This is a genomic window from Clavibacter sp. (assembly GCF_014802555.1).
GTDB lineage: Bacteria > Actinomycetota > Actinomycetes > Actinomycetales > Microbacteriaceae > Clavibacter > Clavibacter sepedonicus.
In genome coordinates this window covers 1-21,352 of the sequence record NZ_JAAVCB010000013.1, presented here as the reverse complement: position 1 = coordinate 21,352, position 21,352 = coordinate 1, and the positions used below count along the sequence as shown (strand labels likewise).

The 21,352-nt window shown below is 73.8% G+C and carries 25 protein-coding genes; 13 read left to right on the top strand and 12 right to left on the bottom strand.

The annotated features are described in order from the left end of the window. Positions 1–3 precede the first annotated feature (3 nt). The 5 genes from HDR73_RS01280 to HDR73_RS01260 form a co-directional block, all read right to left on the bottom strand. The gene (locus tag HDR73_RS01280) at positions 4–324 is read right to left on the bottom strand and encodes a lactococcin 972 family bacteriocin (RefSeq protein WP_012299754.1); all 321 of its coding nucleotides are present in this window, start codon (positions 322–324) and stop codon (positions 4–6) included. A gap of 122 nt (positions 325–446) precedes the next feature. After that, positions 447–878: a molybdenum cofactor biosynthesis protein MoaE gene (locus tag HDR73_RS01275; protein ID WP_012039001.1), complete on the bottom strand. Its 432-nt coding sequence runs from the start codon at positions 876–878 to the stop codon at positions 447–449. Further along, a complete protein-coding gene (locus HDR73_RS01270; RefSeq protein WP_012299756.1) occupies positions 875–1,429 on the bottom strand; it encodes a MogA/MoaB family molybdenum cofactor biosynthesis protein in 555 nt (184 codons plus the stop codon). The genes HDR73_RS01275 and HDR73_RS01270 overlap by 4 nt, the downstream gene beginning before the upstream one ends. After that, on the bottom strand, positions 1,426–1,968 hold the full coding sequence (gene moaC / locus HDR73_RS01265) for a cyclic pyranopterin monophosphate synthase MoaC (protein ID WP_012299757.1): 543 nt from the start codon (positions 1,966–1,968) through the stop codon (positions 1,426–1,428). The genes HDR73_RS01270 and moaC overlap by 4 nt, the downstream gene beginning before the upstream one ends. Further along, entirely contained in the window at positions 1,961–3,253 is a 1,293-nt protein-coding gene (locus tag HDR73_RS01260; protein ID WP_012299758.1) for a molybdopterin molybdotransferase MoeA, read from the bottom strand. The genes moaC and HDR73_RS01260 overlap by 8 nt, the downstream gene beginning before the upstream one ends. A gap of 133 nt (positions 3,254–3,386) precedes the next feature. Here HDR73_RS01260 and HDR73_RS01255 point away from each other — a divergent pair, with 133 nt between their 5' ends. The 3 genes from HDR73_RS01255 (at position 3,387) to HDR73_RS01245 (ending at position 5,252) form a co-directional block, all read left to right on the top strand. Then, entirely contained in the window at positions 3,387–3,596 is a 210-nt protein-coding gene (locus HDR73_RS01255; RefSeq protein WP_041464678.1) for a hypothetical protein, read from the top strand. A gap of 75 nt (positions 3,597–3,671) precedes the next feature. Further along, positions 3,672–4,397: a hypothetical protein gene (locus HDR73_RS01250; RefSeq protein WP_133064224.1), complete on the top strand. Its 726-nt coding sequence runs from the start codon at positions 3,672–3,674 to the stop codon at positions 4,395–4,397. An 81-nt stretch (positions 4,398–4,478) separates the two neighbouring features. After that, positions 4,479–5,252: an isocitrate lyase/PEP mutase family protein gene (locus HDR73_RS01245; protein WP_012299761.1), complete on the top strand. Its 774-nt coding sequence runs from the start codon at positions 4,479–4,481 to the stop codon at positions 5,250–5,252. A gap of 34 nt (positions 5,253–5,286) precedes the next feature. On the opposite strand, the gene HDR73_RS01240 is transcribed toward HDR73_RS01245, so the two are convergent. Then, on the bottom strand, positions 5,287–6,414 hold the full coding sequence (locus HDR73_RS01240) for an arsenic resistance protein (protein ID WP_012299762.1): 1,128 nt from the start codon (positions 6,412–6,414) through the stop codon (positions 5,287–5,289). Beyond that, entirely contained in the window at positions 6,408–7,532 is a 1,125-nt protein-coding gene (locus HDR73_RS01235) for an NAD(P)/FAD-dependent oxidoreductase (protein ID WP_012299763.1), read from the bottom strand. Before HDR73_RS01235 ends, HDR73_RS01240 begins: the two co-directional genes overlap by 7 nt. A gap of 148 nt (positions 7,533–7,680) precedes the next feature. Here HDR73_RS01235 and HDR73_RS01230 point away from each other — a divergent pair, with 148 nt between their 5' ends. The 3 genes from HDR73_RS01230 (at position 7,681) to HDR73_RS01220 (ending at position 10,280) form a co-directional block, all read left to right on the top strand. Continuing rightward, complete coding sequence (locus HDR73_RS01230) at positions 7,681–8,619, top strand: MTAP family purine nucleoside phosphorylase (protein ID WP_049791940.1); 939 nt, start codon at positions 7,681–7,683, stop codon at positions 8,617–8,619. After that, positions 8,616–9,680, top strand: a complete 1,065-nt coding sequence (locus HDR73_RS01225; RefSeq protein ID WP_012299765.1) for an NAD-dependent epimerase/dehydratase family protein — start codon at positions 8,616–8,618, stop codon at positions 9,678–9,680. The genes HDR73_RS01230 and HDR73_RS01225 overlap by 4 nt, the downstream gene beginning before the upstream one ends. 150 nt (positions 9,681–9,830) lie before the next feature. Beyond that, complete coding sequence (locus HDR73_RS01220; RefSeq protein WP_012299766.1) at positions 9,831–10,280, top strand: hypothetical protein; 450 nt, start codon at positions 9,831–9,833, stop codon at positions 10,278–10,280. Positions 10,281–10,338: 58 nt separating this feature from the next. Here the strand turns inward: HDR73_RS01220 and HDR73_RS01215 are convergent, their stop codons facing one another. The 4 genes from HDR73_RS01215 to HDR73_RS01200 form a co-directional block, all read right to left on the bottom strand. After that, positions 10,339–11,127 (bottom strand): glucose 1-dehydrogenase, encoded by a 789-nt coding sequence (locus tag HDR73_RS01215; RefSeq protein ID WP_041464679.1) that lies wholly within the window; start codon positions 11,125–11,127, stop codon positions 10,339–10,341. Between the two features lie 77 nt (positions 11,128–11,204). Next, on the bottom strand, positions 11,205–12,218 hold the full coding sequence (locus tag HDR73_RS01210) for a CPBP family intramembrane glutamic endopeptidase (protein WP_012299768.1): 1,014 nt from the start codon (positions 12,216–12,218) through the stop codon (positions 11,205–11,207). 105 nt (positions 12,219–12,323) lie between these two features. Further along, entirely contained in the window at positions 12,324–12,791 is a 468-nt protein-coding gene (locus tag HDR73_RS01205) for a Dabb family protein (protein ID WP_012299769.1), read from the bottom strand. Positions 12,792–12,860: 69 nt separating this feature from the next. Next, positions 12,861–13,043, bottom strand: coding sequence for a hypothetical protein (locus HDR73_RS01200; protein WP_012299770.1), 183 nt, complete (start codon positions 13,041–13,043; stop codon positions 12,861–12,863). A gap of 130 nt (positions 13,044–13,173) precedes the next feature. On the opposite strand from HDR73_RS01200, the gene HDR73_RS01195 reads away from it, so the two are divergent. The 6 genes from HDR73_RS01195 to HDR73_RS01170 all read left to right on the top strand — a co-directional run bounded on the left by HDR73_RS01195 (position 13,174) and on the right by HDR73_RS01170 (position 20,416). After that, positions 13,174–14,265, top strand: coding sequence for a hypothetical protein (locus HDR73_RS01195; RefSeq protein ID WP_012299771.1), 1,092 nt, complete (start codon positions 13,174–13,176; stop codon positions 14,263–14,265). Next, the gene (locus HDR73_RS01190; RefSeq protein ID WP_012299772.1) at positions 14,262–15,353 is read left to right on the top strand and encodes a hypothetical protein; all 1,092 of its coding nucleotides are present in this window, start codon (positions 14,262–14,264) and stop codon (positions 15,351–15,353) included. Before HDR73_RS01195 ends, HDR73_RS01190 begins: the two co-directional genes overlap by 4 nt. Positions 15,354–15,818: 465 nt before the next feature. Continuing rightward, on the top strand, positions 15,819–16,712 hold the full coding sequence (locus HDR73_RS01185; RefSeq protein ID WP_012299773.1) for a permease: 894 nt from the start codon (positions 15,819–15,821) through the stop codon (positions 16,710–16,712). Continuing rightward, positions 16,699–17,577 (top strand): TIGR03943 family putative permease subunit, encoded by an 879-nt coding sequence (locus HDR73_RS01180; RefSeq protein WP_106408652.1) that lies wholly within the window; start codon positions 16,699–16,701, stop codon positions 17,575–17,577. The genes HDR73_RS01185 and HDR73_RS01180 overlap by 14 nt, the downstream gene beginning before the upstream one ends. Before the next feature lie 7 nt (positions 17,578–17,584). Next, the gene (locus tag HDR73_RS01175; protein WP_012299775.1) at positions 17,585–18,976 is read left to right on the top strand and encodes a hypothetical protein; all 1,392 of its coding nucleotides are present in this window, start codon (positions 17,585–17,587) and stop codon (positions 18,974–18,976) included. Between the two features lie 240 nt (positions 18,977–19,216). Beyond that, positions 19,217–20,416 (top strand): FAD-dependent oxidoreductase, encoded by a 1,200-nt coding sequence (locus HDR73_RS01170; RefSeq protein WP_041464680.1) that lies wholly within the window; start codon positions 19,217–19,219, stop codon positions 20,414–20,416. Positions 20,417–20,495: 79 nt separating this feature from the next. Here the strand turns inward: HDR73_RS01170 and HDR73_RS01165 are convergent, their stop codons facing one another. Beyond that, entirely contained in the window at positions 20,496–20,666 is a 171-nt protein-coding gene (locus HDR73_RS01165) for a hypothetical protein (protein ID WP_012299777.1), read from the bottom strand. Positions 20,667–20,774: 108 nt separating this feature from the next. Between HDR73_RS01165 and HDR73_RS01160 the strand changes: the two genes are divergently transcribed. After that, the gene (locus tag HDR73_RS01160) at positions 20,775–21,143 is read left to right on the top strand and encodes a cupin domain-containing protein (protein ID WP_041464682.1); all 369 of its coding nucleotides are present in this window, start codon (positions 20,775–20,777) and stop codon (positions 21,141–21,143) included. Positions 21,144–21,352 lie beyond the last annotated feature (209 nt).

The following is a 21,352-nucleotide window of genomic DNA, read 5'->3' as shown; positions in this document are numbered from 1 at the left end:
TGCTCAGTAGTTGTCCCAATACGCGTATCCGTGCTGGAAGGGCGAGCAATGGACCTCGGCGCTCGCACGCACGCCTGCCGCCGCGTATTCCTTGTCCGAGTTGCTGTCGTCCGGGCATCGGACAGTCGCCGAGTGGTAGTGGACGTCCGTCTCGTAATGCGAGTAGACGCGCTTGTCGAAGACGGAATTGGTCTGCGTGCCGTAGTCCCAGTAGCAGTGGCAGTCGACCGGGCGGTAGCTGTTCTCGGCGAGAGCCGGAGCGGCTGATGCGCCTATGATTCCTACGGCGATGACTGCCGTTGCGAGATACGCGCGTCCTTGCACGATGTGCCCTTCGGTCGGGGTCCGGCGATCGCCGGTACCCGAACGTAGATCAGATGCTCGTCGCTCGGACGCGTCCGTACCCAGGCCGGGGCCTTCCGACGGCAGATGCGAACCGTGCCGCGTCAGCCGAGCGACGCCACCCACTCGCTCGTGCCGTCGTCGAAGGCCTGCTGCTTCCAGATGGGGACGCGCTGCTTGACCTCGTCCACCAGCAGTCCGCACGCGGCGAACGCGTCGGCCCGGTGCGCGGAGGACACGGCGCAGGTGAGCGCGACGTCGCCGATGCCGAGCCGTCCGATGCGGTGCTCGACGGCGATGCGCACCTCCGGATACCTGGCGGACACGTCGAGCGCGACCTGCCGGATCGCCTGGCGGGCGGCCGGATGCGCGGAGTAGTCGAGCCAGAGGACGCCGCGTCCGTCGTCGTGGTCGCGCACGACGCCCTCGAAGGTGACGACGGCGCCGGCGTCGTCGGCGCGCACGGCGTCGGCGCAGTCCTCGACGCGGATCGCACCGCCCGCGATGCGGGCGAAGAGCACGCGGTCGGCGGTCACGCGCGGGCCCCCGCGTCCGGTGCGGCGTCCGGGCGGGCGGTGCCAGCGGCCGGGTCCGTCGACGGGTGCACCGCGCCGCGTGCCTGCTCGAGCACGTGGTCGAGGATCCGGTCGAGGAGCCCGAGGCCGTCGCGCACGCCGCCCGGCGAGCCCGGCAGGTTCATGACGAACGTGCCGCGCGCGAGACCCGCGTGCCCGCGCGTGAGCACGGCCGTGGGTGTGTGGGCCGTGCCGATGCGGCGGGCCTCCTCCATGATCCCGGGGATCTCGAGGTCGAGCAGCGGCCGGGTCGCCTCGGGCGTGCGGTCGGTGGGGGTGATGCCCGTGCCGCCCGTGGTGAGGATCACACGCGCGCCGCCCGCGACGGCCTCGGCGAGCGCCGCGGCGACCCCCGGCCCGTCGGCGCGGACGATCGGCGCGCCGACCCGGTACCCGCGCTCGGCGAGCCAGGCGGCGATGACGGGACCCGTGCGGTCCTGGTACTCCCCCGCCGCGGCGCGCGTGGAGGCGACGATCACGACGGCGCGGCCGCGAGGATCCGCCGCGCTCACGGCCGGGCCCAGTCGCCGGACTTGCCGCCCTGCTTCTCGCGCACGAGCACGTCGGTGATCACGGCCCGGGCGTCCACCGCCTTGACCATGTCGTACAGCGTGAGCGCCGCGACCGAGGCTGCGGTCAGCGCCTCCATCTCGACGCCCGTGACGCCCGTGGTGCTCACGGACGCGACCACCGTGAGCCGGTCGTCGTCGCCCGTGATGTCGATCTCGATGCGGCCGATGGGCAGCGGGTGGCACAGCGGGATGAGGCTGGACGTCTGCTTCGCCGCCATGATCCCCGCGATGCGCGCCGTGCCGACGGCCTCGCCCTTGGGGAGGTCGCCCGAGATCACGGCCGCGACCACCTCGGGCCGCGTCACGAGCACGGCCTGCGCGACGGCCCGGCGCTTGGTGACGGCCTTGTCGGTGACGTCGACCATGTGCGCGGATCCGTCCTGCCGCAGGTGGGTGAGGGACGGCGCGGCCGCGGCCGCTTCGGGCTCGGTCGTGGCGGGCTCGGTCGTGGCGGGATCAGTCGTGGCGGGATCAGTCATCGATGCTCCAGACGGTGACGGGGTCGCCGGCCTCGAGCCGGTCGACGCCCGCAGGGATGTGGACGAGGTGGGTGGCGGTCGCGTACGCGTGCAGGAGGTGGGATCCGGGGCCGCCGACCGCGACGACCCGGCCGTCGGCGTCGAGGCGCCCGCGCCGCACCTGGTGCTTGGCGGCGGGCGAGTCGAGCGGCGCGGCGAGCGGCAGCTCGCGGGACGGGCGATCCGGGCGCTGGTGCCCGGCGAGCGCGCGCAGCACCGGGCGGAGGAACAGCTCGAACGAGACCAGCGCGCTCACGGGGTTGCCGGGGAAGGCGACCACGGGGATCCGCTGCCCGCCGATCTCCGCCGTCCCGAGACCCTGCGGCCCGCCCGGCTGCACGGCGACGGAGACGAACTCCACGCCGCCGCCCGCGAGCACGTCGCGCACGACCTCGTACGCGCCGGCGCTCACGCCGCCCGTCGTGATCAGGAGGTCGACGCCGGCGGCGTCGCGGATCGCGTCGCGCACCCGGTCGGCGTCGTCGGACGCGACCCGCAGCGCGCGGACCTCCACCCCGGCGTCCGCGAGCGCGGCGGCGAGCGCGACGGAGTTGGCGTCGTGGATCTGCCCGGGCGCGAGCTCCTCGCCGCGGCCGCGCAGCTCGAGCCCGGTGGAGAGGAGGAGCACGACGGGACGACGGCGCACGGCGACGGTCGCGACGCCGGCGGAGGCGAGCACGCCCCAGTGCGCCGGGAGGAGGCGCGTGCCTCGGGCGACGAGCACGGCGCCCGCGGCGAGGTCGCTGCCCTGCGCGCGGACGAAGGCACCCGGATCCACGGGCTCGGCGAAGGAGACGGTCGCGTCGGCCGCCTGCTCGTCGACGAAGCGGTCGGGGGTCGCGGCCTCGATGGGCACGATCGCGTCGGCGCCGGGCGGGACGGGGGCGCCGGTCATGCAGGGGGCCGCGGTGCCGGGTGCGAGCGGCGCGGGGGCTACGCCCGCGGGGATCCGGGGCGCGATGCGGAGCACGGCGGGACGCGCGCCGCCCGCGTCGGCCAGGTCGGCGGCCCGCACCGCGTAGCCGTCCATCTGCGAGTTGCGGAACGGCGGCAGGTCGATGGGGCTCGTGACGTCGTGAGCGAGCACCCGGTCGGCGAAGCGGTGCGGATCCGCCGCCAGCGCCGCGGCATCGACGGCCAGCTCCTCCGCGGGCAGCTCGGCGAGCGGGGCGAGGAGCGCGGAGACGGCCGCGCGGTGCGCGTCGACCGTGCGTCGTCGGCGGTCCGCGGGGCGGTCGGGGGTCATGAGCCCATCATCCCCGACGCGGCCGCGTGCTCACGGGTCGATGCCGAGCGTCTCCGCGTGCTCCGCCGGTCGCCGGCGAAGGATCCGCCCGCGGGCCTTGCCGCGCACCGGTCGCGCGCGGGAGCCTGTGCGCATGGATCCGCACGAGCGCCGCGCCGCCGTCCGCCGACGCGTGACCGCCGCGATCGCCGCCGTGCTGCTTGCCGCCGCGATCGGGGTCGCCGCAAACACGTGCGGAGCCGACCTCGGCCTGCTTCTGCTCGTGGCGGCGTTCGCGCTCCTCACCGCGGGCGCGGGCCTGGGCGTCTCGGCCGTGGGATCCGCCGCGGACCACCCGCGCTAGTGCGATTTGGCAAGATCAGCACATCGCGATTCTCCAAAATCACCCGCCGCCGTTTTGACCTGCCATGCTGTTTGCATGGAGAATCTCATCGGCATCATCGGCGTCATGGTCGCGTTTGCTATTTCTATCTACTCCCACCGGCAGAATCACCCCAAACGAGAGCTTCGCTACGCGATCGCCCCGTGGAGTCCGCAGGCAGACACGTCGGATGGGACATTAATGCGATTGCTGGTGTGGTCAACCGGAAGAGCAGACATTCCCTCAGCGCAGTTTGACAGTGGCCATCCGATAGTCTTCGTATTCAGCGCCCCTGTATCTCCACAATTTGGAGTGACCGAGACGGCCCCCCAGTGGTCGCCGGCATTCACATCACCGACCGAGTTTCGGATTCCGACGAGACTGCTCCGGACTGACTTCCGCGTCCAAGTTCCATTCCAGGCAAGCGAGCCGTTCCTCGTAACCGTCAGCAATCCACTTATCGACGTGCCGATCTTGAGAGACTTAAAGGCAGAAAAGACGACAGTGGCGTCGCAGGAGCATGCAATTCAAAAATCTCGTGCTCGTGCTCGCGTTTCACTCCTCGCCATAGCTTCGTGGTTGACTGCTATCAGTTTTATCACGTTGATTGTTGGGGCCGCGATCAGTGGCAACGACGAGACCCTTGGCGCCGGAATCGGAATTCCCGGAATGTTGGCATTTCCAATCTGCCTTGCACTTCTCGGCGTTGCCGGATTCAAACGCATGCTGACTCGGGTCAAAATACGTCGCAGGGAACGCGCAAATCAATCCCCGGTGAGCTGAGGGCAAACTTGCGCAATGCCGCGTGTCCGCCTCCCGAACCCGCCCCTGTCACGCACGTCCCGGCCGTCCTAGGGTTGGGGCATGACCATCGCCGCCCTCGGGCAGACCCTCGTCGACCTCCACACCGCACCCGAGCTCCTGAGGGTGGTGAACGTGTGGGACGCCGTCTCGGCTGCCGCCATCGGCTCGCTCCCCGAGACCAGGGCGCTCGCCACCGCGAGCCACTCCATCGCCGCCACCTTCGGCTACGAGGACGGCGAGAGGATCCCGCTCGACCTCCACCTCGACATGATCGGCCGCATCGTCGCCGCGGTCGAGCAGCCGGTCTCCGCCGACCTCGAGTCGGGCTACGGCGACGCGGGCGAGACCGTGCGCCGCGCCATCGGCGTGGGCGTCGTCGGCGCGAACCTGGAGGACGGCATGCGCCCCCTCGCCGACTCGGTGCGCGCGGTCGAGGCGGCCGTCGCCGCCGCGCAAGCCGAGGGCGTGCCGTTCGCGCTCAACGCGCGCACCGACGCGTACGTCCTGGGCGGCGATCGCGACCGGTCCGACGTCCTCGCCGACGCCGTCGAGCGCACCCGCGCCTACATGGCGGCGGGCGCCACGAGCGTCTTCGTGCCCGGCCCGCTCACGGAGGACGAGGTGCGCACCCTCGTCGAGGCCGTCGGCCCGCAGCGGCTCACGGTCATCGGCGTCCCCGGATCCCTCTCCCCCGCGCGCTTCGAGGAGCTCGGCGTCGGACGCATCTCCTACGGCCCGTGGACCCAGCGCGTCGCGCTGACCGCGCTCCAGGACACGGCGAAGGACCTCTACGCGGGCGGCGCGCTGCCCAAGGGGACGCGGCCGCTCAACTGACCCGCATCGCACGGCGCTCCGGCCCCCGTCCGCATCACACGGTGGGCGCGGGTTCGCGAGCGGCGATCCGCCTCACCCGCGCGGGGCGCCGTCGGGTGAGGAGCCACGTGATGCCCGCGAGGTGCGGGAACTCGATGAGCATGCCGATCACGATGGACGCCGCGACGAGCGGCTCGTCCGGCAGCGCCACCGTCGTCAGCGCCAGCATGAGCGGCGCGTTGCGCGCCGCGGTGGTCATCGCGAGGAGCGCACGCTGCGGGTGGGCGAATCCGAGCGCGCGGGCGATCCGGTCCACCAGCGTGTAGCCGAGGGCGAAGAAGAGGATCACCGCCCCGAGCAGCGCCGCGAACGCATCCGCGTGGTCACGGATGGTGCCGACGTTCGCCGCGAAGATCTGCACGATGAGGGCCGCGATGACCAGTGGCACGAGTCGGCCCGTGACCGCGCGGATGCGGAGGCCCGCGCCGCGCGGAAGCAGCAGCGCGACCGCCAGCCGGATCCCGAGGGCGAGCGACGCGGGCACGACGCACCAGCGCACGAGCGTCTCCGCGATCACGAGGGGATCCGCGACGGCCGGCGTGTGCACGAGCGCGCTGAGGAGGAAGGGATAGGCCAGCAGCTGCGTGACCATGTTGATCGGGAGGAGCACCGCCCCGAGGGACGTGTCGCCGCCCGCCAGCCGGGTGAAGCCCAGGAACCAGTCCGTGCACGGCGCGGTGAAGTAGATGACGACGCCCGCGAACAGCAGCGGGGCGCCGGACAGGAAGAGCGAGGCGATCCCGAAGCCCAGCAGGGGCATGAGCACGAAGTTCGCGAGCCAGGCGGCGCCGAGCACCCGCGACGCTCCGCGCAGTCGCAAGCGCCGGAGGCCGGAGAGGTCGAGCTCGGAGAACAGGACGGTCACGAGCACCAGCACGGTGGGATCCACCCCGTCACCGAGCGCCGCCCCCGTGTCGGGGCTCGCGATGCCGACGAGCGAGCCGAGCGCGATCGCGCCGAGGAAGAGGAGGAGGGAGCGGGCGGGGATCCGGACGCCGTCCGTGAGGGCCGGTCGCGTCGCGTCCCCGCCTCCCGACGACGCGTCGTCCGCGCGGACGCCACCGCTCCCGCCGTCCGCGCCGACACCGCCGCTCCCGCCGACCCGGCCGCTCCCGCTCAGCATGCGCATTCCACGCCGCAGCAGCTGAGGTCGTCCGTCAGCATCCCGGCCTCGCGCCACAGCTCGAGGCCCGCGCAGTCGGCGCCCAGCCGCTCGCCGATCACCCGGGCGATGTGCGCGAAGCGCTGGCGGTACTTGTAGACGAAGCAGAAGCGCACGTCCCCGTGGCGCACCGCGGGCCCGGACAGGAAGAGGCCGGGGACGACCGTCGACTCGTCGTCCTCCGTCAGGAGCGGCCACCCGTCGTCGCGTCGCGCGAAGAGCTCGGACACGGGTCCGAGGCCCGGGCCGAAGCCGGTGGCCAGGACAGGGCGTGAGTCGGAGTCGAGGGCCGTGGCCCCGGAGACCTGCACCAGGTGGCCGGCGCCCGCCGGCCGGATGCCGACGACGCGCGCGTCGCCGACGAGGGTCAGACGGCCGGTCGCGACCGCGGCGGCGAGGCGCTGCACGGACCGCGGCGCCAGGCGGTACGACGGGTCGGATCCGCTGCCCGGCGCCCAGGGATGCTTAGGATCGACGACAGTCACCTCCGCGCCGAGCGCGACGTGGTGGCACGCGATGTCGATGCCGGACTCGTAGCCGCCGATGACGACGAGCCGGCCGGTGCGGGGCTCCCACGCCGCCGCCGCCGCCGAGTGGTCAGCGAGCTGCCCGCCCGCGAAGCGCGCCGCAGCGGGATCGTGGAACTCGCCTCCCGCCCACACGACCGTGCGCGCCCCCACCGTTCCGCGGTTCGTCTCGACGCGGAAGCCGTCGTCGCCGGGCGTGACCTCGGTGACCTCCGTCCCGGTCATGAGCGGCACGGGGAAGTGCCGGGCGACTCCGGCGAGGTACCGCGCGTACTCGGATCCGCTCGGGTAGTCGACGCCCAGCGAGTACGCGGGCGAGGTGGAGGGGTGGATCGCGTTCAGGTCCGTGGCACCGAACCCGTTACCGGTGAACGACGGGGAGAGGAAGCGCTGGCGCTCCGGCCAGCGCCGGAAGGTCTCGCCGACGGATCCGCGCTCCACCACTCCGGAGCGCAGCCCGTCCACGGCGTCGAGGGCGATGGCGGTGCCGAGGCCGGCTGGGCCGGCCCCTATCACGAGTGCGTCGAGGATCTGCGGGAGGGAGGAGGGCATCGGGCACGGCTTTCCGGTCGGGGTGCGTCAAGACTAGTCGCGAATGATTCTCAATAAGGTGGGGTGTGCACGAGCCGCATGCGGGCGCCCGGGCCGGGACGCCCGGGCGGGCCTGATTGACTGGGGCGACGACCCGAAGGAGCACGACGTGACCGACACCCCCGCCCCGGCGACCGCCGCATCCGTCCCCCGCGCGGAGGTCGGCGTCATCGGCGGATCCGGCCTGTACTCCCTCCTCGACCCGGCGACCAGCGAGTCGCACCGGATCCAGACGCCGTTCGGCCCCACCTCGAGCGAGGTGACGGTCGGCGAGCTGGCCGGGCGCCGGGTCGCGTTCCTCACCCGGCACGGTGCGGACCACTCGGTCGCGCCGCACCTCATCGACTACCGGGCGAACATCTGGGCGCTCGCGTCGCTCGGCGTCTCCGCCATCGTGTCGTCGTCGGCCGTGGGCGGCGTCTCGCCGGACTACCCGCCGGGATCGCTCGTGCTCACCGACCAGCTCCTCGACCGCACGTGGGGCCGCCCCGACACCTTCTTCGACGCCGGCGTCGTGCAGCACCTCTCCGCCGCGGATCCCTTCGACCCCGAGCTGCACGCCCGCGCAGCCGCCGCGCTCGTGGAGCTCGAGGGCGGCGACCGGGCGGATCCCGCGGGGCCGCTGCGCACCTCGGGCACCGTCGTCGTGATCCAGGGCCCGCGCTTCTCGACGCGCGCCGAGTCGCTGTGGTTCCGCCAGGCGGGCGCGCACATCGTGAACATGACGCAGTACCCCGAGGTCGTGCTGGCGTCGGAGCTCAACATCGGCACGGTCAACCTGTCGTTCGTCACCGACGCGGACGCAGGCCTCGCGCCCCTGCCCGGCGAGCAGGGCGACGCCGTCACGGCCGACCTGGTGTTCGCCCGCTTGCGGGACGCGCAGCCGCGCATCGTGCGGGCGATCGAGGCGGTCGTCCGGGCGATCCCCGACGACTACCGCGGCCGGCCGCTCATCGACCCGGACGCCGTCGCGTCCGTGCTCGGGCGGCCCGTCACCGGCGCGACCGGCGACGCCGGCGCGACCGACCCGACGGGCGCGCGCTCGTGAGCGACGGGATCCTCCTCGTCACGGGAGGCGCCGGGTTCATCGGCGGCGCGATCGTCCAGGCCGCGCTCGAGGAGGGGCGGCGCGTGCGCGTGCTCGACTCGCTGCGCGCCGACGTGCACGGCGGCGCGCCGGAGATCGACCCGCGCGTGGAGCTCGTCCACGGTGACGTCACCGATCCGGATGCCGTGGCCCGCGCGCTCGACGGCGTCGACGTCGTGTGCCATCAGGCCGCGAAGGTCGGCCTCGGCGTCGACTTCCTCGACGCCCCCGACTACGTCGCCACGAACGACGGGGGCACCGCGGTGCTCCTCGCCGCGATGACCCGCGCGGGCATCGACCGGCTCGTGCTCGCGAGCTCGATGGTCGTCTACGGCGAGGGCGCATACGAGGGCGCCTACGGGCCGGTGCGGCCGCCTGCGCGACGCGTCGCCGACCTCGACGCGGGGCTCTTCGACCCGGTCGATCCCGCGACGGGCGAGCCGCTCGTACCCACGCTCATCGGCGAGGACGTGCCGCTGGATCCGCGCAACGTCTACGCCACCACCAAGCTCGCGCAGGAGAACCTCGCGAGCTCGTGGACCCGCGCCACGGGCGGCCGCGCGGCCGCCCTCCGCTACCACAACGTCTACGGGCCGGGCATGCCGCAGAACACGCCCTACGCGGGCGTCGCGTCGCTGTTCCGCTCGGCGCTCGCACGCGGCGAGGCCCCGCGCGTCTTCGAGGACGGTCGGCAGCGCCGCGACTTCGTGCACGTCCGCGACGTCGCCGGCGCGAACCTCGCCGCGCTCGTCTGGACCGCGGAACGCGAGGCGGGATCCTTCCGGGCCTTCAACGTCGGCAGCGGCACCGTGCACACCATCGGCGAGATGGCGGAGGCGCTCGCACGGGAGGCCGGCGGATCCGCGCCCGTCACCACGGGCGAGTACCGGCTGGGCGACGTGCGCCACATCACGGCCTCGTCCGACAGGCTCCGCGCGGAGCTCGGCTGGGAGCCGCGCATGACCTTCGAGGAGGGCATGCGCGAGTTCGCGACGGCGCCGCTGCGGAGCGCGGTCGCCTGAGGAGCCGAGCGCGACCTGCGGTGCCGCCTCGACCACGTCGGCCGTCCTGGCAGCGGATCTCGCGCGAGTGGCACCCGGGTGCTCGTCGCGCTCCGGCCCCGGCACCTGCGACGGACGAGATCGGGGCCGCATGCTCGCCAGACTGGGGGCATGACCTCCGCTTCACCTCGCAGCGTGAGCCGCCGCTCCGGCCTCGCCCTCGCCGTCGCCGCCGCGTCGCTCGCCCTCGCCGGCTGCTCGGGCATCACCGACGACCTCGCCGACATCTACGCGATCACCTACGAGGTGACGACCGCCGGGCCCGCCGACGGCGGCCTGACGGACGTCTCGTACGCCGAGGCCTCCCATCGCGGACGCCCGTCGATCGTGAAGGAGGTCGGGCAGGCGTCGCTCGCGCCCGGCGACGACTCCGCGAGCTCGGTCTGGTCGGTGGAGTCCGTCGTCACCGCCGAGGACTGGGCGTTCGTGCAGGCGACGCCGGCGGACGGCGAGGCGCTGACCTGCCGGATCCTCGTCGACGGCGTGAAGGAGATCGCGACCTCGACCGCGGCGCCCGGCCAGCCCGTGAGCTGCCAGGTCCCGACGGCGCCGTTCGGCTGAGCGCGCGGACTGCAGCGACCGCGTCGGGGGCCTGCGCAGCCGACGCGGCCGGATCCCGTCAGTACTTCGCGGACTGCCCGCCGTCGATCGGCAGCACGGCCGCGTTGACGTACGCCGCGTGGTCCGAGAGCAGGAACGCGACGACCGAGGCGATCTCCTCGGCCTCGCAGTAGCGCTTGGTGGGGTTGCCCTGGATGAACTGCTCGGCGAAGCCCCGCGGGTCGTCCGCGTCGCTCTGCTTCATGGACGCCTCCACCATGGGCGTCCAGATGGCTCCCGGCGCGATGGCGTTGATGCGGATGCCGAACTGCCCGTACTCGACGGCGGAGTTGCGGGTGAGGCCGACGACGCCGTGCTTCGCGGCCGCGTAGCCGGACTGGTTGCCGACGCCGCGGATCCCGCCGACGCTCGCGGTGTTCACGACCATGCCGGAGCCCTGCTCGCGCATGACGGCGAGGACCTTCTCGAGTCCAAGGAACACGCCGCGGAGGTTGATCGCGACGACCCTGTCGAACTCGGCGGCCGTGAAGTCCTCGGTGAGGTTCTGGCGGCCCTCGATGCCGGCGTTGTTGAAGAAGCCGTCGATGCGGCCGAAGCGCTCGACGGTCTGGCCCACGTACGCGTCGACGTCGGACTCCTTCGACACGTCGGCGAGAACGGTGAGGATCTCGGCGTCCGGCGTCGCGGCCGTGACGGCGGCGACGGTGTCGGCCAAGCCGCCCTCGGAGATGTCGACGAGGGCGAGGCGCGCGCCCTCGGCGGCGAGGCGGACGGCGGCGGCGCGGCCGAGGCCGGAACCTCCGCCGGTGATGAGGACGACCTTGTCGGTGAAGCGGGTGGTGGTCATGGGGTCTCCTGACGAGTGGGGCGGCGGCCCGCGTCTCGTGGGCGGAGCCACCGATCCATGCGATCGCATGGCCCTACCTACCGTAGGTCGGTTTCCTGGACGCGGGCTCCGCGCGGGACCCGCAGCTCGGGCGTCCGCCACTCCCACGCCTTCCGCACCGCGACGAAGACGGCACCGCCGAGCACGATGTGCACGAGCACCAGCACGATCGCGTCGGGCTCGACGAACACGACGTCCCCGAAGGACGGCGTCCAGCTCATGCCACCGAGGACCGCCCGGGTCACCGTGAGCTGCGTCCAGTGGAACGCCACCGCCACCAGCACCGCGCCCTCCACGGGGATCCGCCGAGCGGCGATGAGCGCGAGGCCGAACAGCACGAGCTGCACGACGAAGACGATCGGGTCCTGGCCGCTCCCGGGGGTGACCGAGAGCGGATCCGGATCGGCGCCCGTCAGCACGTCCACGATCCAGCGGACCGGCGCGATTACCACGCTAAGGAGGGGGAAGAGCGCGGTCGTGAGGATCGTCGCCGCCACGAGGCCGAGACCGTCGCGCAGGTTCGTCCACATGTACCCGCGGAAGGCGAGCTCCTCCGGGATCGCCTCGTAGAACGCGAGGACGATGCCGTTGAGGAGGAGGAAGCCGGCGAACGCGACGAGGTCGAGGTCGTCGACGCGGATCCAGCCGAGGAGTCCCGCCGGGACCCAGACGACGGCTCCCGTGAGCGCTCCCACCCCGACGCCCAGCGCCAGGGGCCGCCCTATCCGCCGCGACAGGCCGAGGCTCGCGAGGCTCCTGCGGTCGAGCCGTCGCCGCAGGAGCACGACGGCGGACACGGCGAGCGCCGACATCAGCACGGCCTGCAGCGCCATTTCGACGATCTCGTCCGCGCCGGTCGCGCGCGTCACCGCCTCGGCGATGCCGATGGCGAGACCCAGCGCGATCCCGAGGGCGGCCCACCCGAGGAGGGCCGCCGCCACGGCGGGGAGCCAGCTGCGGGGGTCGCGCGTCTGCGCGTCGAGGCGCGGATCCGGGATGCCGTCCGCCCTCGCGGACGATGCGGGGGCGGGGTGGGGAGCGGCTGCGGTCACGGGACTCGTCTCGTCGGTGGGCGGGAGGACGTCCTGGCCAGGGTGGTCGCCGACACGACCCCGCGTGTCGACCGCGGCGGCGCGGCGCGCATCGGGGGCGCATGATCAGCCCGCGGACGCCCCCGCGGATGCCCCGCCGGACGTCGACGACGCCTCTATGAAGTCGAACACCAGCACCCCGTGCGGATCCGGCGCGAGCAGCGGCCCGACGAAGTCCTTGAAGGCGGCGTGCTGCGCGTCGATGCGCGACGGATCCGCGATCAGCGGCTCGCCGAGGTACAGGTTGCGGTCGCCCTCGGACGAGAAGGTCAGCACGAAGGCGAGCTCGAATCCGCGACCGACGCCCTCGGGGCTCGACTGCCGACCGGCGTGCAGCGAGCGAATGTACGGCCCCGAGCCGTCCGGATGCGGCGAGTCGGCGAGCGCCCGGAACCGCCGCTCCACCTCGTCGCGGTCGGCGGGCGCCGTGTCGTCCCGGAGGCAGAACAGCACGACGTGGTGGACGAGCCCGGGGACGTGGTCGCGCGCGGTGAGCTGGGCGTCGGAGAGGGCGGGGCGGTCGTCGATGGTCATGTCCGGATCCTGGCCCGATCCGGCCGCGACGACCCGATCCGGCGGCGCGATCCGCCCGCGACGGCGCGGTCAGGAGGTGACGAGGAGCGGGACGCCCAACGCGAGCCCGAAGACCCCGACGGCGAGCTGCGGCCACGTCCGGCGGGCGATCCGGCGGCCGGCACGCCGCGCGACGACGACCGTGGCCAGCGCGTCGAGGGTGACGAGGGCACCGGCGACAGTCATGATCCAGGCGATGACGGTGGTGGCCACCCGCCCAGGGTACGGGCCGCCCGGCCGTGACCCGGACGGGGCCTCGCCGTGCGGGATCCGCCGCCGTAGCCTGAGCGGTATCGGCACCACCGCTCGGCCGCGGCGCCGGGGCCCGCGACGAGGAGGCCGCATGACCGACCCGCTCGACGCCCCCGACGCCGCGCTCACCCGGCGCCTCCGCGACGATCCCGCCGCCGCGCACCGCCTCGAGGAGCTGCGCCGCGCCGCCTACGGCCGCGACGGATCCACCGCGCCGCTGGTCGAGGTCCCCGCCGACCTCCGCGCGCGCACCGGCTACGACGAGGCCCGGCTGCCGGCGCCGCTCGTGGCCCTGCTCGTGGAGGAGGCGCGGCTCGTCGACGAGGGCGCGGCCCTGCTGGCGGCGGAGCGGCCGGTGGTCGCGGCCATGGAGGCGACCACCGCACCCGAGGCCGACGCGGAGCCCGACGCCGACGGGACGCCTCCTGCGCCCGGCCCGAGCGCCCGCCGTCGTCTCCGCCCCGGCGTCCTCGCGGGGGCAGCCGCCGGGATCCTGCTGGTCATCGGCATCGGCGTCGCCTCCACGGCCGGCGCCTTCGACGACCGCACCTCCGCATCGCCCCCGACCTCCGAGGACGTCGGCTCCGCCGTCACCGCGACCTCCACCCCACGCGGACAGGCGATGGGCACCCCGGACGGCCGACGCGGATCCGTGGTCCCCGACTTCACCGCGGATCCGCCCGTCGAGGTCCCGCAGACCGAGGCGGAGCTGGCCGAGGACCTGCGCGTCCGTGCCGACCGGGCATGGGGCCTCGTCCTCGAGCAGCAGCCCGACGCGGTGCGGCCGGACGTGCGGATGGAGCGCCTCGTCGACGAGGCGGAGTTCATCGATCAGCAGGTGGCCTGCCTGCGGGAGGCGGGCGTCACGGCGTCCGTGATCGGGCAGGACAGCTACAGCCTCACCGACGCGGATCCGGTCGCCGTCTACGCGTGCCAGGTCCGCTTCCCGCAGCGCGAGGCCGGCCCCCGCACCGACGCCGAGCTCGCCTACATCCACGACTACTACCTCTCCTTCCTGCTGCCCTGCTACGCCGCGGAGGGCGAGCCGTACGTCGGCGAGGTCCCGGCCGTCGACGACTTCATCGCCGCCGTGCGCGCCGAACGCCCCTGGACCCCGTTCCCCGACGGCATGGACGAGCAGCTGGCCGCCGCGTGCCCGGTGCTCCCGGCGGCGTACCGGTGAACGCCGCGGCCTCGCCTGCCGAGGCCCTGCGTCGTCGGCTGCGCGACGATCCGGCCGCCGCCCGCGCCCTCGTCGACCTCCGCCAGGCCGCCTACGGTCGCGAGGACGGCGATGCCCCGCTCGTGGACGTGCCCGAGGGGATCCGACTCGACTCCGGGCTCGGGGTCGACGCGCTCCCCGCACCTCTCGTCGCGCTGCTGGTCGAGGAGCATCGCCTCGTCGGCGAGGGCCGGGAGCTGCTCGCCGCCGAGGCCGGAGCGGCCGCTCCGACGTCGGGACCGGCGGTGACCCCGCCCGCGTCGGACGACGTCGTGGCCACGGCCGGGCAGGCCTCGGATCCCCGGGCGCGCCCGCTCGTCCCGCGCCGCCGCCGGCTCCTCCGACCCGGCGTGTTCGCCGCGGTGCTCGCGGGCGCGCTCGTCGTCGTCGGGCTGGGCACCGCATCCGCGTCCGGCCTCTTCGTCGACGACGACAGCTGGCGATCCCAGGAGCCGACGTCGACGCCCGGTCCGCCGAGCACGCCGGATCCCCGCATCGGCGTGCCGGTGCCCGCGTTCACGGCGGAGCCGCCGGCGCGGCTGTACGCCAGCCTGAGCGACGCGGAGACGGCCGCGCGCCTGCAGGAGAGCGCGGACTCGTCCTGGGAGATGCTCCTGTCCAGGGAGCCGGATGCCCGGCGACCCGAGGTCGCGATGGAGCGCATCGCCGAGGGCGCCGATCGGGTCCGACAGCAGGCGTCGTGCCTCCGCGACGCGGGCGTGGACGTCCGGGTCATCGGAGCGGGCGACGACATCCGCCTCAGCAGCTCCGCGACCCCGTCCGTGACCAGCTACGCCTGCGAGGTCCGCTTCCCGATGCGCCCCCAGGGGCTCATCACCGATGCGGCGCTCGCGTACCTGCACCGGTACTACGTCGACTTCCTGCTCCCGTGCTACTCGTCGGAGGGCGCGGCGTACGAGGGCGAGGTGCCGGACCTCGCCGACTTCATCGCCCGCGAGCGGTCGGACGACCCCTGGTACCCCGAGGCATCGTCGAACGACGGCGCCATCGCGTTCCGCTGCCCGCAGGCCCCCGACGCCTTCCGCTGACCCGCCGCCCCGCCTGCTGAGGACGCTTCTCAGCGCGGTTAGGGTGGATCCCGTGCGCGCCCCCGTCGGACCCCGGCCCCGCGCCACGGGTCCGCGATGACGGACCGGCACGACCCGTTCGCGCCGGACGACGACACCGCCTCGCCGTTCGACCGGCCCGCACGCCCGCGCCGTGAGCGAGCGCCCCGCGCACGCCGGGACCGCGCGGCCGGGCCCTCCGACGGATCCGACGCCAGGAGCTCCTCCGGTGGTGCCGCGGCAGCCGCCACCGCGGCCGCGACGGCGACCGCGATCCGCCCCCGCGACGACCGCGCCCCCGCGCCCCCGCACGACCACGAGCACCCCCATGACGCCCCGCGCCCCGCCCGCGCCTCCCCCACGGGCATCCGCACCGGCCTCGCGACGGGCCTCGCCCTCGTCCTCCTCCTCGCCCTCCGCGCCGCCTCCCCCGCGCTCGGCGACAGCGTGCTGCCCGACCGGATCCAGGACCTCGTCACGCTCTCCGTCAGCGTCATCGTGGAGTCGCTGCCGTTCGTGATCCTCGGCATCGTCCTGTCGATCGTCGTGCAGGTGTGGGTGCCGCCCGGCGTCATCGAGCGCCGCCTGCCGCACAACCGCTTCGCGCGCCGCGCCTGCATCTCGTTCCTCGGCATGGCTCTGCCGGTCTGCGAGTGCGGCAACGTGCCGCTCGCGCGGGGTCTCGTCGTGCGCGGCTTCACGGTGCCGGAGTCGATCACGTTCCTGCTGGCGGCGCCGATCCTCAACCCGATCACCATCATCACGACGCACGCGGCCTTCGGCTGGGACGGCTTGATCCTCGTGGCCCGCCTCGTCGGCGGCTTCCTCATCGCGAACGTGGTCGGCTGGCTGTTCAGCCTCCATCCCGAGCCCGACCGCCTGCTCACCGACGAGTTCCGCGCCGAGTGCGCCCTCCCGGATCCGCACGCCCACGGCGGCGCCCGCATGCGGAAGTCGATCTCGCTGTTCGGCCGCGAGGCGACGACGATCATGCCGGCGCTCGTCATCGGATCCCTGCTGGCCGGCCTCATCCAAGTCGCCGTGCCGCGCGAGGTGCTCGTCACGCTCGGCGGCAGCCCGATCCTCTCGGTGCTCGCGCTCATGCTCCTCGCGTTCGTCGTCTCGGTCTGCTCCAACGTCGACGCGTTCTTCGTGCTCTCGTTCGGATCCGTGTTCCTGCCCGGCGGCATCGTCGCCTTCCTGGTGTTCGGGCCGGTCATCGACGTGAAGATGCTCGCGCTCATGCGCACCACCTACTCGACCCGCACGCTCGTGATGATCACCTCGGTCGTCGCGCTGATCAGCCTCGCGCTGGGATGGGGTGTCAATGCCATCGCCTGACGACCGGGACGCCCGCGCGCCCCGCGACCGGACCACGGACGTCCTCCGTCGCGCCCGCGCCCGCCGTCGCGCCGCGGGCGGCCGCGCCTCCTCCACCGTCGGCCTCGTGCTGCTCGCGGCCTGCATCGTCTCGACGCTGTGGCTCACGATCACGGGCCAGCTCGGCCTCTACATCCACCCGCGGTACTTCGTCTTCACCGCGATCATGGCGGTCATCGGCCTCGTCGCCACGGTCGCCGGCTTCGCGCTCCGCCCCGCCGACGCCGCGGAGGAGCACGACCACGACCACGGATCCCCCGCGCCGGGCGACCCCGCCGCCGCGCGCCGCTCCTCCCTGCGTGCCCGCGCCTCCCGCGTGGCCGTCGCCGCCGTCGTCACGATCACGGTCGTCGCCGTCCTCGTCCTCCCTCCGCGCACGCTGACCCAGAGCACCGTCACGCAGCGCGCTCTCAACTCGAGCTCGGTCGCCTCCGACGCCGCGCCCGACCAGGAGCTCCTCGGCACCAGCGACTTCTCGACGCTGGGCGTCAAGGACTGGTCGCAGCTCCTGGCGCAGACCACGGATCCGACGTTCTTCACCTCGAAGTCCGTCGACATCACGGGCTTCGTGAGCGCCGACCCCGACGATCCCGACGACGTCTTCTACGTGACCCGCTTCGTCGTCACCTGCTGCGCGGTCGACGCGCAGCCCGTCGGCGTCCCCGTCTACCAGCCCGGCTGGGCCTCGACGCTTCAGACGGACGAGTGGGTGCGCGTCACGGGCCCGTTCGCGTCGAACCCGAGCGCGAAGAGCCGGCAGCCGCTCGCCGTCATGCCGCAGGGCGTCGAGCCGGTCGACCAGCCCGCCGACCCCTACGTCTACTGAGCCGCCCGTGACCGACGTCCCCGCCTCCCCGCGCGCCTTCCGCCGAGCGTTCACCGCCGTGATCCTCGTGCTCGCGATCGTCTGCGGCGGCCTGCTCGCGGTCGCCGGCAGCCAGGGGCCGCGGCTCGTGCGCACCGACGTGGATCCGCTCGCCGTCGTGCAGCAGTCCCGCCAGCGGCTCGTGCTCGCGGCGAACCGGCCAGTCCAGCCCGTCGACGCGTCGCGCATCCGGATGGAGCCCGGCGCCGACTTCACCGTCGACACGCAGGCTGACCGCATCATCATCGACTTCACCCGGCCGCTCGCCTACGACGCCGACTACACGGTGTCGATCGACGGGGTCCAGGGCGTCGGCGGCGGCCCCGCGTCCGACCTCCGCACGGGGTTCCGCACGGGCGACCCGGGCATGTACGTGCTCGTCCGCGGCGGAGCGCAGGAGGCCGACCGCATCGTGCGGCAGGACGTCGCCGGCAACCGCGAGGGCGCGAGCGACGTGGTGTTCGAGGCGACGAAGATCCAGGAGTACGCGGTCGTCGGGAAGTCGCTCGTGGTGGCCACGCTCCAGGACGACGGCACGAACGGCCTCATGATCGGGGCCCTCGACGGATCAGGCCAGGTCGACCTGCCGCTCCCCGGCCGTGGCACGCTCCAGGACCTCCATGCCGAGGACGCCGGGAGCATGGTCGGATTCCGCTTCACGAGCACGGACGGCGGGCCGTACGACGACACGCTCATGGTCGACGACGTCGCCGCCAGCGCGGCCCCGACGCCCGTCGTCGGGCTCGACGGCCAGCCGATCAGCGCGCAGGCCTGGGGCTTCGTGCCCGGCCGCCCGCAGCTCGTCGCGCACGGGCAGGACGGCGACCTCTACCTCGTGACGATCGACGGGTCGTCGCCCATCGTCCCGCTCGGCCGGCACGGGACCCTCGGCCCGTTCTCCGCGGACGGCACGCGGCTCGCGGTCACGGATCCGGGCTCGACGACCGAGATCGACCTGCGCACGGCCCAGCAGACGACGCTGCCCACCGAGACCGGCGGCGGCGACCTGCAGTACGACGGCGCGATCTCGTTCGTGCCCGGCGACGACGGCGCGGTGCTCCGCGTGCGCACGGCGCTGGATCCCGCGACCGGCACCGCCACGCAGCGCCTCGTCGTGGTGCGCGACGGGAAGGCGAGCGACGTGTACGTGCCCGCGGATCCCGCGACCCGCATCACGGGCCTCACCGTCACCCCGAACGGCCGGTTCGCCCTGCTCGAGACCGTGCCGGATCCCGCGCGCGGCGCCAGCGACGACTACCCGCGGAACCCGCGCGACTCCACGGTGACCACGCTCCTCGTCGAGCTCGCGACCGGCACGGTGACCCGCAGCGTCGCCGGCTTCGAGGTCACGATCGGCTGAGGCCCGCTGGATGGTCGGGCCGCGGCGGATCGATGCGCGGGACGCCTGTGCACGGACGCCGCCGCCCGGAGGGGCCTGCGCCCACGATGGATGCGCACGGTCCCAGCGGGACGCGGACCGCTTCCCGTCCCCGGTCCCCCGCCCCTTCCCGGTCAGGCGTCACGCCGATCCGCCGGCGGGCGCCGTGCATCGACCGCGTTCGGAGGATCGCATGGCCGTTCGGAACGGAGGCGGGTGCCGATGCGGGCGCTGATCGCCGGCGGCGGCATCGCGGGTCTCGCGTGCGGTGTGGCGCTCCGGCGCGCCGGGATCGCGGCGACGGTCCTCGAGAGGCGCGACGCCGCGACCGACGAGGCCGGATCGTGGTTGCAGGTCGCGGGCAACGGCATGGCAGCCCTCGAGGCACTCGGACTCGGCGAGGTCGCGAGCGGGCTGGGCGAACCGTCGGGCCGGCTCCGGACGCACGCCGCCGACGGGCGGACCACCGCGGACATGCCCTTCGGCCCGCGACCGGGGCGGGGGCCGTCGGCGCGCACGCTCATGCGGGCGGAGCTGCACGGGATCCTCCGGCAGGAGGCCGAGCGCCAGGGCGTCGACATCATCCGGGGAGCACGCGTGACCTCCGCGGAGCAGGACGTGCACGGCGCCTCGCTCGTCACCGCGACGGGCGAGCGGCACTCGGCGGACCTGGTGATCGGCGCGGACGGCGTCCGCTCGGCGGTCCGGGCCACGATCCTCCCGCCGGATCCCGCAGCTGCCCCGGCCGCGCCCACGATGGTCGACATCGTCGGATCCGCCGCTGCCGCGTCGCTCCCCGAGGAGTACGCCGCACCCGCGGGGACGCTCCAGTTCCGGTTCGGACGGGACTGCTTCGTGGCCACGGTGGCTCTCCGCGACGGGTCGACGTGGTGGTTCGCCAACCCCCGGCTCTCGGCTCTCCCCGGGGGAGCGGCGTCGGCCGCGCACCTGTCCCCCGACGAGTGGGCGGAGGCGGTGGTGCGTCTCGCCGCTCCGGATGCCTTGCCGGTGGAGCACCTGGTGGCGGAGGCCCCGCGGCTCGTCGCCCGGCTCTCCGCACGCGCCGCGCCCCAGGCGCGATGGGGGTCGGGCCGGTGCGTCCTCGTCGGCGACGCCGCCCACACCATGCCGTCCACGTCGGGGCAGGGCGCGTCCCTCGCGCTGGAGGACGCCGTGGTCCTCGGACGGATCATCGGGTCGACGAGCTCGCCGACCGACGTCGTGGCGTCCCTGGCCCGGCGACGGGACGAGCGGGTCGCGAGGATCATCGCGCAGGGCACCCTCCTCGACCGCAGCAAGCTGCTGGGTCCGGTGGGTTCGCTCCTCCGGGACCGCGTCGTGCTGCCGCTCGCGGCACGCGACGCGGCGAGGACAGGATCGGGTCCGAGCTCCTGGATGTACGAGTTCACGGACGAGGGCTGACCCGCGGGAGGAAGACGAGGCCGTCGATGCCTCCTGCTGTGATCGCAGGTGGTGCGTCCCGGCGGTGCCGGGCGGGGTGCTACTCGATGCTGACGGCGATCTCGGCGATGCCGTCGACGAGCTGGTCGGTGACCGCGGTGGTGCCGAACGTGCTGGTGAGGAGCGAGGCGGCGTCGGGGCCGACCTCGACGGTGGTGCCCTCGAGGACGGCGTCGTCACCCTCCATGGCGAGGGACTGGGGACCGCTCACCTCTTCCCGCTCGCGACCGGCACGGTGACCCGCGGCGTCGCCGGCTTCGAGGTCACATCGGCTGAGACCCTCGGAGCGGCGGAGGATGGGCCCACGACGCATCCTCCCGTGATCGATCTCGCCGCCGAGGTCCGCGAGGTGACCGTCCACTGGACACCTCGTGTCGTCGGGCGGGTGAACGACCAGTACGTGGAGGTCGCGAAGCCGCGGGGCGAGCTGACGTGGCACGCGCACGACGCGGAGGACGAGATGTTCCTCGTCGTCTCGGGCCGGCTCCGGCTCCAGCTGCGCGACGACCAGGAGGTCGCGGTCGGTCCGGGTCAGTTCCACGTCGTACCGCGGGGCGTCCTGCACAACCCGGTCGCCGACGAGGAGGTCGAGATCGTCCTCATCGAGACCGTCACCACCGCCCACACCGGCGACGTCGTCATGCCGGGCACCGTCCCGGTCGAGCGGCAGGTGGGCGACTTCCGCTGACGCGCTCGCCCGGATCCACCCCCGGACGCGCCGACGGCCTCGGCTCCCCGGAGGGAGACGAGGCCGTCGATGCGTTCTGCTGCGATCGCAGGTGGTGCGTCCCGGGGTCTGGCCCGGGTGGGGTGCTACTTGGTGTTGACGGTGATCTTGGCGATGCCGACGACGAGCTGGTCGGTGACCGCGGTCGTGCCGAACGTGCTGTTCAGCAG

What these genes read in the sequence shown, in the direction of transcription:
- moaC (WP_012299757.1), bottom strand. Translation starts at nt 1,968, where the DNA reads ATGACTGATCCCGCCACGACTGATCCCGCCACGACCGAGCCCGCCACG.
- HDR73_RS01260 (WP_012299758.1), bottom strand. Translation starts at nt 3,253, where the DNA reads ATGACCCCCGACCGCCCCGCGGACCGCCGACGACGCACGGTCGACGCG.
- HDR73_RS01255 (WP_041464678.1), top strand. Translation starts at nt 3,387, where the DNA reads ATGGATCCGCACGAGCGCCGCGCCGCCGTCCGCCGACGCGTGACCGCC.
- HDR73_RS01250 (WP_133064224.1), top strand. Translation starts at nt 3,672, where the DNA reads ATGGAGAATCTCATCGGCATCATCGGCGTCATGGTCGCGTTTGCTATT.
- HDR73_RS01245 (WP_012299761.1), top strand. Translation starts at nt 4,479, where the DNA reads ATGACCATCGCCGCCCTCGGGCAGACCCTCGTCGACCTCCACACCGCA.
- HDR73_RS01240 (WP_012299762.1), bottom strand. Translation starts at nt 6,414, where the DNA reads ATGCTGAGCGGGAGCGGCCGGGTCGGCGGGAGCGGCGGTGTCGGCGCG.
- HDR73_RS01235 (WP_012299763.1), bottom strand. Translation starts at nt 7,532, where the DNA reads ATGCCCTCCTCCCTCCCGCAGATCCTCGACGCACTCGTGATAGGGGCC.
- HDR73_RS01220 (WP_012299766.1), top strand. Translation starts at nt 9,831, where the DNA reads ATGACCTCCGCTTCACCTCGCAGCGTGAGCCGCCGCTCCGGCCTCGCC.
- HDR73_RS01215 (WP_041464679.1), bottom strand. Translation starts at nt 11,127, where the DNA reads ATGACCACCACCCGCTTCACCGACAAGGTCGTCCTCATCACCGGCGGA.
- HDR73_RS01205 (WP_012299769.1), bottom strand. Translation starts at nt 12,791, where the DNA reads ATGACCATCGACGACCGCCCCGCCCTCTCCGACGCCCAGCTCACCGCG.
- HDR73_RS01195 (WP_012299771.1), top strand. Translation starts at nt 13,174, where the DNA reads ATGACCGACCCGCTCGACGCCCCCGACGCCGCGCTCACCCGGCGCCTC.
- HDR73_RS01180 (WP_106408652.1), top strand. Translation starts at nt 16,699, where the DNA reads ATGCCATCGCCTGACGACCGGGACGCCCGCGCGCCCCGCGACCGGACC.
- HDR73_RS01170 (WP_041464680.1), top strand. Translation starts at nt 19,217, where the DNA reads ATGCGGGCGCTGATCGCCGGCGGCGGCATCGCGGGTCTCGCGTGCGGT.